Here is a 12,246-nt window from a genome sequence, read left to right on the forward strand (position 1 = left end):
GCGTCAACTGAAGACGATCATCGAGCCCTGGGCCAGGCTGCGGGTCGCCGCCGCGTGCAGGCCGAGCCAGACGTGCCGTTCCCGGGCGAACGGGCTGGGATCGTAGGGTGCCGCGACGGCCGGTTCCTCCAACTCCGTGGGACCGGCGGGGGGTTGGGGAGCCGCCGGAGGATTGGCCGGATCGATGCCGATCGACGGGGCCACGAACTCCAGTTCCCGCAGCAGGGATTGGGCGGAGCCCAAGGGGCCGCCGCCCGCGAGGAGTTCGTCGTTGGAGAGCGGGGCGGGGAAGTCGACGGGGACGTACGCGCCCGCGTGGTCGTAGTGCCAGACCAGGTGGGACTGCTGGGCCGTCGCCTCGAACATCTCCAGGAGCTGCTCGTAGTCACCGCCCAGTTCGTCCACCGGCGTCACCGGCAACTGGCACACCTGGAGCAGGTAGGCGCGGCGCAGGAAGTGCAGGGCGTCGTAGTCGAAGCCGGCCACCGGGGCGACCTCGCCGGACAGGCCGGGCATGTACTGGTACACCGGCACCGGCGGGAGCCCCGCCTCGGCGAGCACCTTGTTGTACTGGGCGAGTTCGTCGGCGAAGGGGTTGTCGGGGGTGTGGCACAACACGTCGACGAGCGGCACGAGCCACAGGTCACAGGCCAAAGAGAGCTCCTCACTCAGCGCGTTGCACGATGTGTCGCGGGGCCGGCACGGCAGTGCCGGTCAGGGAAGGGTAGTCGCTGCCGCGCACGTCAGCTCCTGTCCTGCGGCCCCTGGTGCAGGTCCCATACCCACACTCCGGCCACCCGCCTACCCGGCCGGCCCACCAGTTTCTCCACCGTCTCACGCAGCCGCTCGACGCGCGGCTGCGGGGCGAGCACGAGCGCGCCCGCCCGCCAGTACGCGAGGTCCTCGCGGGTCGCGGCGCGGGCGCGGGCGTCGACCACCGGGACCACGCCCGTGTACCGCACGTCGCGCAGCAGACTCGCCGTGAAGCGCAGCGGGACGCCGTAGACGCCGGTGCGGTCGCCGTCGCCGTACGGCCCGTTGAAGTAGCCGCCGGGCATCCGGAAGCCGAGGCCGGTCGCCGTCTGCCAGTGCAGAGCCTGTGCGTCCTCGGGTTCGGCGAGCGGCACCGGGACGAGGGTCTCGCCGGGGCGGACGTACGCCTTCCAGGTGCCGTCGGTGAAGAAGGCGGGCACCTCGGTGCGCGGCTCGGACTTCAGCGGGGCCGGGAGGAGGGGGAGCAGGGCGACGGAGACGGCGAGCAGTCCGGCGTACTGCGTGCGGAGGCGGCGGGCGTGGGCCAGCCGGTCGACGGCCAGCGCGAGCAGCATGCCCAGCGCCGGGGCGCAGACCAGCGCGACCCGGCTCTCGATGACCGACTCGAAGAGCGGCAGATCGGCGAAGAGGGTCCAGGGGCCGGGGATCGTGGTGCCGGTGAGGGGGAGGGTGATGCGGGGGCCCAGCGAAAGCACCGCCGCAGCGGCTGCCGTGCAGGCCAGTGCCTTCACCGCGGGCCGCCGCCACAGGCCCACCGTGATGGCGAACGCCAGCAGGGCGAGCGGCCAGCCGTAGAAGGCGTTCTGTTCGGTGGGGTTGAGGGAGAGGGCGTCGGCGCGGCCCGCGTCGCCCGCGATCAGGGAGCGTTCGGCGAACGAGAGCAGCGCGCGCACGGAGTTGGCGACGCCGGGCGCGCTGCCGTGGTCGATGCCCGAGTAGCTCTGCGGGCCGGAGAACTGCCAGGCCAGCGGGTAGAGGACGAGCGGCAGGCAGACGGCGGCGGCGATCGCCAGACCGTTCAGCAGCGGGCGGAACGCGCGGCGCGCCACGTCGGGGCGTACGACGCCGTACACGACCGCGAACAGGAGCATGCCCAGCGCGGCCAGCAGCAGCGGCTCCTCGCCGAGGAAGAACTGGTACGCCGCCAGCAGGCCGAGGACGACCGCGTCCCGGGTGACGCGCGCGCCGGTCGTCAGCCGCAGGGCGCGCTCGACGATCAGCGGGATCACGAACAGGACGACGAAGTTCGGGTGGGCGTTGGCGTGGCTGATCATCGGCGGGGCGAACGCGGCCAGCGTGGCCCCGGCGAAGGCGGCGGGCCGCAGTCGGACGAGCCGGCGCACGATCAGCCGGTACCAGGCGGCGGCGGTGGCGGCCAGGCCCAGCGTCATCACCAGGCTGAGGGTGACGGCCGGGCCGAGGAGCAGGGTGAGCGGGGTGAGCGGGACGGACAGGCCGAGCATCGTCGTGTTGGCCATCAGGTTCACGCCGTCGGGGAAGCCCTGAAGGTCGCTGAAGAGGGGATTGCGCAGGTGGGCGACGTTGTCGGCGGTCACCGCGAAGAACCACTCCCACTGGTTCTGGTCCTGGAGGGAGTCGGTGAGATAGCGGTGGGCGGGGTCGAACACGCGGCCCGAGTAGAGGGCCGTCGCCATCGCGACGAACAGGACGGCGGCCAGGACGTCAGCGGGGCGCAGCCGCAGCGCCGGGATCCGCAGCCGGGCCAGATCGCGCAGGAACCGGAGGTAGTCGGCGGGGCGGACCTTCGAGCCGGGCTGGTGCGACCAGTGCACGGGCACCTCGGCGACGGGCCAGCCGGCCCGCTGGAAGTAGCGCAGCACCTCGACGTCGATGGCCCAGCCGTTGAGCCGGGAGGCGGCGAAGGCGGCGCGGGCCTTGTCGCCGTCGAAGAGCTTGAAGCCGCACTGGGTGTCGCGGATCCCGCGCAGGGTGGTCCGGCGGATGAGCAAGTTGCCCGACTTGCCCAGGAGTTCGCGTATTCGGTGCTGCCGGTCGCCAAGTGTCGCACCGGGTACGGCCCGTGAGCCGACCGCCGCCGCGCAGCCGTCGGTGAGCGCCTTCTCCAGCCGCCCCAACTCCTCGACGGGGGTGGCGAGATCGGCGTCCATGACGAGGATGTGACGGCCCCGGCTGGCGGCCACCCCGAGCCGCAGGGCGTGCCCCTTGCCCCGGTTGCCTGAGCCGCCGACGACGAGCTTCACGCGGGGGTCGCCGCGGACGGTGACGAGTTCGCGGGTGGCGTCGGTGGAACCGTCGTCGGCGACCAGGATCTCCCAACTGCCCCAGTGGCTCCCGGTCGAGTGGAGGTGGCGGGTGACGGCGTCCAGGGTCGCGCCGAGCCGGCGTTCCTCGTTGAACGCGGGGACGACGACGGAGAGTTCGAGCGGTGCGGTCGGGGTCGGGGCGGTGGGCCTCCCGCTCATCCGGCCGCCTGCCGCTCGATCAGGGTGATGGAGGCGTCGTTGTAGGCGGCGAGGATCCGGCGGGCGGCGTCGGTGTCGTGGGCGTACAGGGCGTCGACGAGGTCCGGGTAGCCGGACCACAGATGGCCGCGCAGATCGGTCAGCCGCCGCAGGTGCTGCACCGTGCACACCCAGGACTGCAGGCGCAGCCGGTGCAGGAAGTCGGAGAGGTAGGGGTTGCCGTACAGCGCGCCCAGCTCGCGCCAGAAGCGCAGGTCGTAGCCGATGAGGACGGTCAGGTCACCGGCGGACGCGGCCCGCCGCGCCGCCTCGCCGCGCCTGCGCACACCCGCGATGGCGGCGGCCGTCCGCGGCTCCTCGAAGTTCTGCGGGGGCTGCCGGCCCTCGTGCACGGCGAGGAACATCCCCTCGATGATCAGGCTGCGCGCCTGGACCATGCCCCGGTAGTCCTCGACGCGGTACTCGTGGACCCGGAAACCCCGGTGCTGGTCGGCTTCCAGCAGACCCTGCGCCGAAAGATCGACGAGGGCCTCGCGGACGGGGGTCGCGGAGACGCCGTACTGCTCGGCGATCTCCTTCACCGTGAACTCCTGCCCCGGCTGCAACCGCCCCCCCAGCACCTCGTCGCGAAGCGCGTCGGCGATCTGCTGTCGCAGGGTGCTGCGCGTCACGGCGCCGTTGCCGCTGCTGCCGGACATGGTCGAGGCGTCTCCATCGTCAGGGGCGAAAGAAAGGTGGCGTGCTCGTCGGTATGTACGAGCACGCCACCTTACGCGTTCGATGATTTCAAGCCCCTACATGTGCGGCGACCAGTCGGTGTACGCGGCCGGGCATCGCGCCCGGTACTCCTCTACTCCGTCACTCCGTGTACTCGTCGGCGACCGAGAGGGCCGTGTCGAGTGCCGCGAGCCCCTCCTTGACCTCCGACTCGGAGATGTTGAGCGGCGGCACGAAGTGGGTCCGGTTCATGTTCACGAACGGCCACACCCCGGCCTTCTTGGCGGCGGCGGCGAAGGCGGCCATCGGCGCGTTCGCCGCACCGGAGGCGTTGTACGGCACGAGCGGTTCGCGGGTCTCCCGGTTCTTCACCAGCTCGACCGCCCAGAACATGCCGGCGCCGCGCACCTCGCCCACGCTCGGGTGCCGCTCGGCCAGCGCCGCAAGGCCCGGCCCGACGACGGACGCGCCCAGGTTCCGCGCGTTGTCGACGATCCCCTCCTCCGCCATGACGTTGATCGTCGCGACGGCGGCGGCGCAGGCCAGCGGATGCCCGGAGTACGTCAGACCGCCGGGGTACGGCTTCTTCCCGAAGGTGTCCGCGATCGCGCCCGAGATGGCGACCCCGCCGAGCGGTACGTATCCGCTGGTCACGCCCTTGGCGAAGGTCATCAGGTCGGGCGTGACGTCGTACAGGTCGGCCGCGAACCACTCACCGGTGCGCCCGAACCCGGCCATGACCTCGTCCAGGATGAAGACGATGCCGTGCCGGTCGCAGATCTCCCGCACCCCGGCGAGGTAGCCGGGCGGCGGGAGCATGATCCCGGCGGTGCCCGGGACGGACTCCAGGATGATCGCGGCGATCGTCCCCGGCCCCTCGAAGGCGATGGTCGTCTCCAGGTGCTCCAGCGCCCGCGCGCACTCCTGCTCCTCCGTCTCCGCGTAGAAACGCGAGCGGTACAGGAACGGCGCCCAGAAGTGCACCACCCCGGCGGAGGCGGTGTCGGAGGTCCAGCGGCGCGGGTCGCCCGTGAGGTTCACGGCCTGGTGGGTGCCGCCGTGGTACGAGCGGTAGGCGGAGAGCACCTTGGCGCGCCCGGTGTGCAGCCGCGCCAGGCGCACGGCGTGCTCGACGGCGTCCCCGCCCGCGGTGGTGAAGAAGATCTTGTCCAGGTCGCCGGGGGTCCGCTCGGCGATCAGCCGGGCCGCCTCCGCGCGCGCCTCGACGGCGAACACCGGCGCGAAGGTGGTCAGGCGCGCGGCCTGCTCCTGGATCGCGGCGACGACCTTCGGGTGCTGGTAGCCGATGTTCGTGAAGACGAGCCCGCTGGTGAGGTCGAGATACCGGTTGCCGTCGTGGTCCCAGAAGTACGACCCCTCCGCGCCGGCCACGGCGAGCGGGTCGATGAGCTCCTGCGCGGACCAGGAGTGGAAGACGTGCGCACGGTCCATGGCTTTGAGGGCCGCGCCGGCCTGGGGGTCGCTCTGAGGGGTCATGGCGGTGAGCGTAGAAGTCCGCGAGGCGGCGGCGATATCGGCGTCATGTTCCGTCGTCGGGGCGAATCCGCGACAGGTTGTCGGGAGTGGGGGCCAATACGGGCTGCTCGAGACATTGACAGCATGCTGCGTAAATGACAGCCTGTTGTCATAAGTATGGGTCTCGGGAGCTGTAGGAGGAGTCATGAACCGCAAGCCTGTGCATCTCGCCGTCTACGACACCCTGGCCGACTGGGAGACGGGGCACGCGACCGCGTATCTCGCCCGCGCCGGGTACGGGATCCGGACGGTCGGCCCGTCCGAGGCGCCGGTGACCAGCATCGGCGGCCTGCGGATCACACCGGACCTGGCCCTGGCCGCCCTGCGCCCGGAGGACAGTTCCCTGCTGATCCTCCCGGGCGCCGATCTCTGGGACACCTCCGACCTCGCGCCCTTCGCCCGCACGGCGCGGGAGTTCCTGGCCGCCGGGGTGCCCGTCGCCGCGATCTGCGGCGCCACCGCCGGACTCGCCCGCGAGGGCCTGCTCGACACCCGGGACCACACCAGCGCGGTGTCCTTCTACCTGGCCGCGACGGGGTACGGCGGCGGGGAGCGGTACGTCGACGCCGACGCGGTGACGGACACGGCGGCGGGTGGCGCGCTGATCACCGCCGGTCCGACCGAACCGGTCGCCTTCGCGCGCGAGATCTTCCGGCTCCTCGGCGTGTACGAGGGGGAGGTGCTGGACGCCTGGTACCGGCTGTTCCACGACTCGGACCCGGCGGCTTACGCCGTACTGCAGAAGGCGGCGGCGGAGCAGGAGGGGGCACGGGGGTGAGCGGGGAACATCAGGAGCTGCTCAGCCGCAGCGCGCTCGGGGTCTTCCGCCTGAACGGCCAATTCCTCGCCGTCGCCGAGGAGTTGGCGCGGCCCGCCGGGATCAGCGCCGCCTGGTGGCAGGTGCTCGGCGCGGTGCTGGGGGAGCCGCTGCCGGTGTCCGGCATCGCCCGCGCGATGGGCATCACCCGGCAGAGCGTGCAGCGCGTCGCCGACCTGCTGGTGGGCAGGGGGCTGGCCGAGTACCGGCCGAACCCGGCGCACCGGCGCGCCAAACTGCTGGCGCCCACGGCGGCGGGCCGGGCCGCGATCGCCCGCATCGACCCCGGGCACGCGGCCTTCGCCGACCGACTGGCGGCGGCGTACGGGGGAGAAGCGGAGCTGGCCGAGGCCGTACGGGTGCTGGAGCGGCTGTCGAAGGCGCTGGACGCCCTGGAACCGCCGCCGCCTGTTACGCAACCGTAGACATCAAGCCACTCGACACCCCGAACGGCCGGTTTATCCTCGGCTCGATCACACATGTGGGGGAAAGGCGGCGCTGCCATGGAGAAGCTGGGGATCGGGGACCCGCAGCGCATCGGCGGCTACCGGCTGCTCGCGCGGCTGGGGGCGGGCGGCATGGGGCAGGTCTACCTCGCGCGGTCGGACCGGGGGCGGACGGTCGCCGTGAAGCTGGTCCGGCGGGAACTGGCGGCGCGCGAGGAGTTCCGGGCGCGCTTCCGGCAGGAGGTGCGCAGCGCCCAGCGGGTCGGCGGGTTCTGGACCGCGCCCGTCCTGGACGCCGACACCGAGGCCGAGGTGCCCTGGGTGGCCACCGGGTATGTCGCCGGGCCGAGCCTCCAGCAGGTCGTGAGCCACGACCACGGGCCACTGCCCGAGCGGTCGGTACGCATCCTCGCCGCCGGGCTCGCGCACGCGCTGACCAACATCCACGCCGCCGGGATCGTCCACCGCGACCTCAAGCCGTCCAACGTGATGGTCACCATCGAGGGGCCGCGTGTCATCGACTTCGGGGTCGCGCGGGCGCTGGAGAGCGTGACCGGCGACAGCCGGCTGACCCAGGCCGGCGCGGTGATCGGCTCGCCCGGCTTCATGGCCCCCGAGCAGGTGCGCGGCGGCCCCGTCACCCCGGCCAGCGACGTGTTCTGCCTCGGCGCGGTCCTCTGCTACGCCGCCACCGGCGCCTACCCCTTCGGCTCCGCCGACACCGGCGCGCACGCCCTGATGTTCCGCATCGCCGAGGACGAACCCGACCTCTCGCGCGTCCCCGAGGGCATCGCCGACCTGGTCCGCGCCTGCCTGCGCAAGGACCCGGCCGCCCGCCCCACCCTGGACCAGGTCCTGGAACGCACCGGCGCCGACGACACCGTCTCCGACGGCCGCTCCCGCGACCCCTGGCTGCCCGGCACCCTGGTCGCCCAACTCGGCCGCCACGCGGTGCGGTTGCTGGAGGTGGAGGACCCCGAGGCAGCGCACAACACGAGCGCGACCTTCTTCAAGCCCCCGGCGACACTCCCCGAGCCGCCCCCGGAGACGGCACCGGAACACGCCGGCCCACGCGGCATCCCACCCCAGACACCCCCACCCCAGACACCCCAGACACCCCCACCCACCACCCACCCGGCCTACGGCCACCCCCGACAACACCCGTCCCCCACCTACGGCTACCCACCCCAGCAGAACCCGTACGCGGCCGAGCCCCAGGTCTCCCAGGTCCCCCAGGATTCCCCGCGCCGCAACGGCCGTACGACGACGTTGCTGATCCTGACTGCCGTGGTGGTGGCGATAGCCGCAGGCGGCTCGGTGTACGCGTACCTGACCGGCGACGACACCCCCGCCACCGGCACCACCGCCTCCAACTCCCCCTCGCAGAAGGCCCCGACGCTGCTGCCGTCCCCCTCGGAGTCGGCGTCCCCTTCTCCCGGTGATTCCCCGTCGGACGGTGTGGTCCCGGCGGCCTACCTCGGCGTCTGGACCACCACGATCGAGAACGCGACCGGCACGAACAAGCGCCAACTCACCATCAGCCAGGGCGAGGTGGGCGACGCGGTACTGGGCCTGGTGGCCGAAGGGGACACCTACCGCTGCGAGTTCACCGCCGCCCTCTCCAAGCGCCCCGGCGGCAAAGGCCCGTTGGAGATCGGCCCCTCGAAAATCACCACCGCCGCCCCCCGCACCGCCTGCACCCCGGGTGCCGCCTCGGAGGTCACCCTCCTGGCAGACGGCCGCCTACAACGGGTCAACACCGGCACGGGAGAGAAACTGACTTACACGAAACAGTGAGCCCCCTCCAGCCCGTCGGGAGCCGCCCCCTCACCGCTACCGCGGCTACCGCGGCTCAGGCGGCCGCTGCCGAGGCATGTTCGGCCGGGCGTTCACCCCGGGCGGCGCCGGAAACCGCCCCGCACCGGCCACATCGGCCCGCCCGCCGGAGGCGACCGCCTGGAGCCCCACCGGAGTGGCCCCGCTGCGGAACTCGACCATCCAGTCACCCGTCTCCGCACGCACCAGGTCCGTGACGTCCTCCGAGAACCGCCGCAGCACCCCGAGACACCGCTCGGCGGCCTCGCTCGCCGTGCCCTCGGCGGGCCCCAGCACCTCCCGGACGCTCTCCGAGGCCCAGTCGAACTGCAACACCTGCAACCGCCGCTGCACGGCCTGCGCGGTGGCCACGTCCCGCATCCACCCGGACGTCAGCCCGAAGTAACGGTCCACCCCCACGCACGCCACCGCCAGCAGCAGCGCCAGATACCCCCAGGGGGCGACCCCGCCCATCACCCGGGTCAGATCCAGCAACGGCAGCGCGGCCCCGCACACCGCTCCCGCCGCCGCCCCGCCGCGCAGCACCCGCGCGCCCCGCCGCTTCCACACCCGGTCGGTGAGATACCAGGCGACGGTCTCCAGCGCCCCGCGCTCCACCCACCGGTACAGCTCGTCCAGCCGCTCGGCGGGCTCGCCCCAGTCCCCGAGGGGAAACGCCCGCCCGGTCAGGTCGCCCTGCGGTGGACCCTCGGGCTGCATCTCCGGCTGCTGACCCACCCGGCACTCCCTACTGACGACAACTGACGACGACTGACGACGACTGACGACGACTGATCCCGACCGAACGCGACCGAACACGAAGAGTTACGCCACGTGACCTCTGCTGCTGACGATGCTGATGCTGATACGCCGGATCCTTCCTACCGCCCAATGGGTGGCGAAGAGGAAGGTTTCGCCTCCGTTACGCCCGGAAGTGGGCCTTGATCAGGTATACGCCTCACACGGAACTCACTCGAAAGAGTGCTGGGGCGACGCCCGCGCGGACCACGTAGGCTCGTGCCAGGGCAGGAGGATCCCGCCCGAAAAGCCGTGACGGCGGTACGAGGACAACGTACGAGAACAGGAGCTGATCGTGATTTCCGGTGGTGGCCAGCCCAACATGCAGCAACTGCTCCAGCAGGCCCAGAAGATGCAGCAGAACCTGGCCCGCGCCCAGGAGGAGCTGGCGAACACGGAGGTCGACGGGCAGGCGGGCGGCGGCCTGGTGAAGGCCACCGTGACCGGCTCCGGCGAGCTGCGCGCCCTCACGATCGACCCGAAGGCGGTGGACCCGGACGACACCGAGACCCTCGCCGACCTGGTCGTGGCGGCCGTCCACGCGGCCAACGAGAACGCGCAGACGCTCCAGCAGCAGAAGCTCGGCCCGCTGGCCCAGGGCCTGGGCGGCGGCACCGGCATCCCCGGACTGCCGTTCTAGCCCCCGTCCCGCCTTTCTAAGACCACCCCAGGCCAACTACCGTACGTACTTGCAAGGACCGCAGGAACCGCAGGACTCAGGAAGGACGGCAGTCCGTTGTACGAAGGCGTGGTCCAGGACCTCATCGACGAGCTGGGGCGACTGCCCGGCGTCGGTCCCAAGAGCGCGCAGCGGATCGCCTTCCACATCCTCCAGGCGGAGCCGACGGACGTACGGCGGCTCGCGCAGTGCCTGATGGAGGTCAAGGCGAAGGTCCGCTTCTGCGCGACCTGCGGCAACGTGGCGCAGGAGGAGCTGTGCGGCATCTGCCGCGACCCGCGCCGCGACCCGACGGTGATCTGTGTCGTCGAGGAGCCGAAGGACGTCGTCGCGGTCGAACGCACGCGCGAGTTCCGCGGCCGGTACCACGTGCTGGGCGGCGCGATCAGCCCCATCGAGGGCGTCGGCCCCGATGACCTGCGGATACGAGAACTTCTGGCCCGGCTGGCCGACGGTTCGGTGACCGAACTGATCCTGGCCACGGACCCCAACCTGGAGGGCGAGGCGACAGCCACCTACCTCGCCCGCATGATCAAGCCCATGGGCCTGAAGGTCACCCGCCTGGCCAGCGGCCTCCCGGTGGGTGGCGACCTGGAATACGCGGACGAGGTCACCCTCGGCCGCGCCTTCGAGGGGAGACGACTCCTAGATGTCTGACGCCACGCTGCACGCGACCGACCAGAGCCCCGACGACTTCGCGGTCCAGATCGCGGACCAGGTCGAAAGCTTCCTGGTAGCCGTCACAGAGGTGGCCAAGGGCGACGAGCCGGGCTCGGCGGTCCCCTTCCTCCTCCTGGAGGTCTCCCAGCTCCTGCTGGCCGGCGGCCGTCTCGGCGCCCACGAGGACATCGTCCCCGACGAGCGCTACGAGCCCGACCCGGGCTTCGAGCCGGACGCGGACGAGCTCCGCGAGAACCTGGCCAGGCTGCTGGAGCCGGTGGACGTCTACTCCGAGGTCTTCGACCCCTACGAGCCCCGCAAGGCGCCCGTGCCGGCCCGGATCTCCGACGACCTCGCCGACGTCATCGCCGACCTGCGCCACGGCATGGTCCACTACCGCGCGGGCCGCACCACCGAGGCCCTGTGGTGGTGGCAGTTCTCCTACTTCTCCAACTGGGGCTCCACCGCCTCGGCGACCCTGCGCGCCCTGCACTCGGTCCTCGCCCACGTCCGCCTGGACCAGCCCCTGGAGGAACTGGACGGCCTCGACACCGACCAGAGCCCCCTGGGCGACGAGACCCTGGAGTTCGAGGCGGGCCGCGTCATGGCCCAGGAGATCGGCGGCCACCCGACCGCCCGCCCCGCGAACTAGCCGCCTTCTGAACTGCCCCGAAGTCAGGGGGTGTTGGCGGGCGTTGGCGGGTATCGGCGGGGACCAGATGGCAACGGCCGTGCCGGTGACGGCGATTCCGGCGGCGCGGTCCTCGGGCATGGACACCGTGATGATGCTCGGGCGGCCCATGTCGTCGCCCTGACGGATCGTCAAGGTCGCGGGTGCGTCGACGAGTTCGAGTTCCCGCAGGTAGCCGCCGAAGGCGGCCGCCGCCGCGCCGGTGGCCGGGTCCTTGACGACTCCGCCCGGCGGGAAGGGGTTGCGGGCGTGGAAGAGCGTCGGTGACTCCCGCCAGACCAGGTCGACGGTGGTCCAGTCGTGGCGGGCCATGAGGGCGGCCAGCGCGGGCATGTCGTAGTCGAGGTCGGCCGGCCGCGGTCGGCGGCGGCGATCACCGGATGCCGGGCGCCGGCGTAGGCCGTGCGGGGCGGCAGCGCCGGGTCGAGGGCGGCGACGGACCAGCGCAGCGCCGCCGGCAGCTCGGCCAGGTCCGGCCCGGCGAGGGGCTCGGTGCGCGGGGCGACGCTCACCAGGGTCGCCACGGTCGTCCCGTCGGCGGCCATGGCGGTGGTGACGGGGACCGTGCCCACGCTGGTGCGCAGGGGCAGGGGCAGGGGCAGGGGCCCGGTGCCGTGCCGGTCGGCGTGGGCGACCGCCGGGGCGATCGTCGCGTGGCCGCAGAACGGCGCCTCCGCGAGCGGGCTGAAGTAGCGGACGGCCGGTGTGCCGTCGTCGCCCGGCACCACGAACGCCGATTCCGAGTACCCGACTTCGGCCGCCGTCGCCGACATGGTCGCGTCGTCGACGCTGGTGGCGTCGAGCACCACACCCGCGGGTTGCCGCCGGCCGGTAAACGCGCCTGCTTTCGAAGGTTGGCGGGGTCTTGT

Annotated in this window: 11 protein-coding genes and 1 pseudogene; 6 read left to right on the forward strand and 6 right to left on the reverse strand. The window is 72.3% G+C overall.

The window, feature by feature from the left end:
- Window positions 1-3: 3 nt before the first annotated feature.
- The 4 genes from BMZ82_RS10415 to BMZ82_RS10430 all read right to left on the reverse strand — a co-directional run bounded on the left by BMZ82_RS10415 (window position 4) and on the right by BMZ82_RS10430 (window position 5,432).
- On the reverse strand, window positions 4-654 hold the full coding sequence (locus BMZ82_RS10415; protein ID WP_093774097.1) for a hypothetical protein: 651 nt from the start codon (window positions 652-654) through the stop codon (window positions 4-6).
- A gap of 89 nt (window positions 655-743) precedes the next feature.
- Window positions 744-3,218, reverse strand: a complete 2,475-nt coding sequence (locus BMZ82_RS10420) for a dolichyl-phosphate beta-glucosyltransferase (protein WP_093774099.1) — start codon at window positions 3,216-3,218, stop codon at window positions 744-746.
- Window positions 3,215-3,916, reverse strand: a complete 702-nt coding sequence (locus tag BMZ82_RS10425) for a GntR family transcriptional regulator (RefSeq protein WP_093774101.1) — start codon at window positions 3,914-3,916, stop codon at window positions 3,215-3,217. Before BMZ82_RS10425 ends, BMZ82_RS10420 begins: the two co-directional genes overlap by 4 nt.
- 160 nt (window positions 3,917-4,076) lie before the next feature.
- Window positions 4,077-5,432 (reverse strand): aspartate aminotransferase family protein, encoded by a 1,356-nt coding sequence (locus tag BMZ82_RS10430; RefSeq protein WP_093774103.1) that lies wholly within the window; start codon window positions 5,430-5,432, stop codon window positions 4,077-4,079.
- Window positions 5,433-5,616: 184 nt separating this feature from the next.
- Here BMZ82_RS10430 and BMZ82_RS10435 point away from each other — a divergent pair, with 184 nt between their 5' ends.
- The 3 genes from BMZ82_RS10435 (at window position 5,617) to BMZ82_RS10445 (ending at window position 8,531) form a co-directional block, all read left to right on the forward strand.
- Window positions 5,617-6,249, forward strand: a complete 633-nt coding sequence (locus BMZ82_RS10435; protein ID WP_093774105.1) for a DJ-1/PfpI family protein — start codon at window positions 5,617-5,619, stop codon at window positions 6,247-6,249.
- The gene (locus tag BMZ82_RS10440; RefSeq protein WP_093774107.1) at window positions 6,246-6,713 is read left to right on the forward strand and encodes a MarR family winged helix-turn-helix transcriptional regulator; all 468 of its coding nucleotides are present in this window, start codon (window positions 6,246-6,248) and stop codon (window positions 6,711-6,713) included. Before BMZ82_RS10435 ends, BMZ82_RS10440 begins: the two co-directional genes overlap by 4 nt.
- A gap of 78 nt (window positions 6,714-6,791) precedes the next feature.
- On the forward strand, window positions 6,792-8,531 hold the full coding sequence (locus tag BMZ82_RS10445) for a serine/threonine-protein kinase (RefSeq protein ID WP_093774109.1): 1,740 nt from the start codon (window positions 6,792-6,794) through the stop codon (window positions 8,529-8,531).
- Window positions 8,532-8,576: 45 nt separating this feature from the next.
- Here the strand turns inward: BMZ82_RS10445 and BMZ82_RS10450 are convergent, their stop codons facing one another.
- On the reverse strand, window positions 8,577-9,269 hold the full coding sequence (locus tag BMZ82_RS10450) for an SLATT domain-containing protein (protein ID WP_371271189.1): 693 nt from the start codon (window positions 9,267-9,269) through the stop codon (window positions 8,577-8,579).
- 373 nt (window positions 9,270-9,642) lie between these two features.
- Here BMZ82_RS10450 and BMZ82_RS10455 point away from each other — a divergent pair, with 373 nt between their 5' ends.
- The 3 genes from BMZ82_RS10455 to BMZ82_RS10465 all read left to right on the forward strand — a co-directional run bounded on the left by BMZ82_RS10455 (window position 9,643) and on the right by BMZ82_RS10465 (window position 11,338).
- Window positions 9,643-9,987, forward strand: a complete 345-nt coding sequence (locus BMZ82_RS10455) for a YbaB/EbfC family nucleoid-associated protein (RefSeq protein ID WP_093774114.1) — start codon at window positions 9,643-9,645, stop codon at window positions 9,985-9,987.
- Between the two features lie 96 nt (window positions 9,988-10,083).
- Window positions 10,084-10,683 carry a recombination mediator RecR gene (recR, locus tag BMZ82_RS10460; RefSeq protein ID WP_093774116.1) on the forward strand — a complete coding sequence of 200 codons (600 nt, stop codon included), beginning with the start codon at window positions 10,084-10,086 and terminating at the stop codon, window positions 10,681-10,683.
- Complete coding sequence (locus BMZ82_RS10465; RefSeq protein ID WP_093774118.1) at window positions 10,676-11,338, forward strand: DUF5063 domain-containing protein; 663 nt, start codon at window positions 10,676-10,678, stop codon at window positions 11,336-11,338. The genes recR and BMZ82_RS10465 overlap by 8 nt, the downstream gene beginning before the upstream one ends.
- Window positions 11,339-11,404: 66 nt before the next feature.
- On the opposite strand, the pseudogene BMZ82_RS10470 reads toward BMZ82_RS10465, so the two are convergent.
- A pseudogene (locus tag BMZ82_RS10470) lies at window positions 11,405-12,186 on the reverse strand (PhzF family phenazine biosynthesis protein); the annotation flags it as partial.
- Between the last annotated feature and the right edge of the window lie 60 nt (window positions 12,187-12,246).

Source organism: Streptomyces sp. yr375 (assembly GCF_900110755.1).
Taxonomy (GTDB): Bacteria; Actinomycetota; Actinomycetes; order Streptomycetales; family Streptomycetaceae; genus Streptomyces.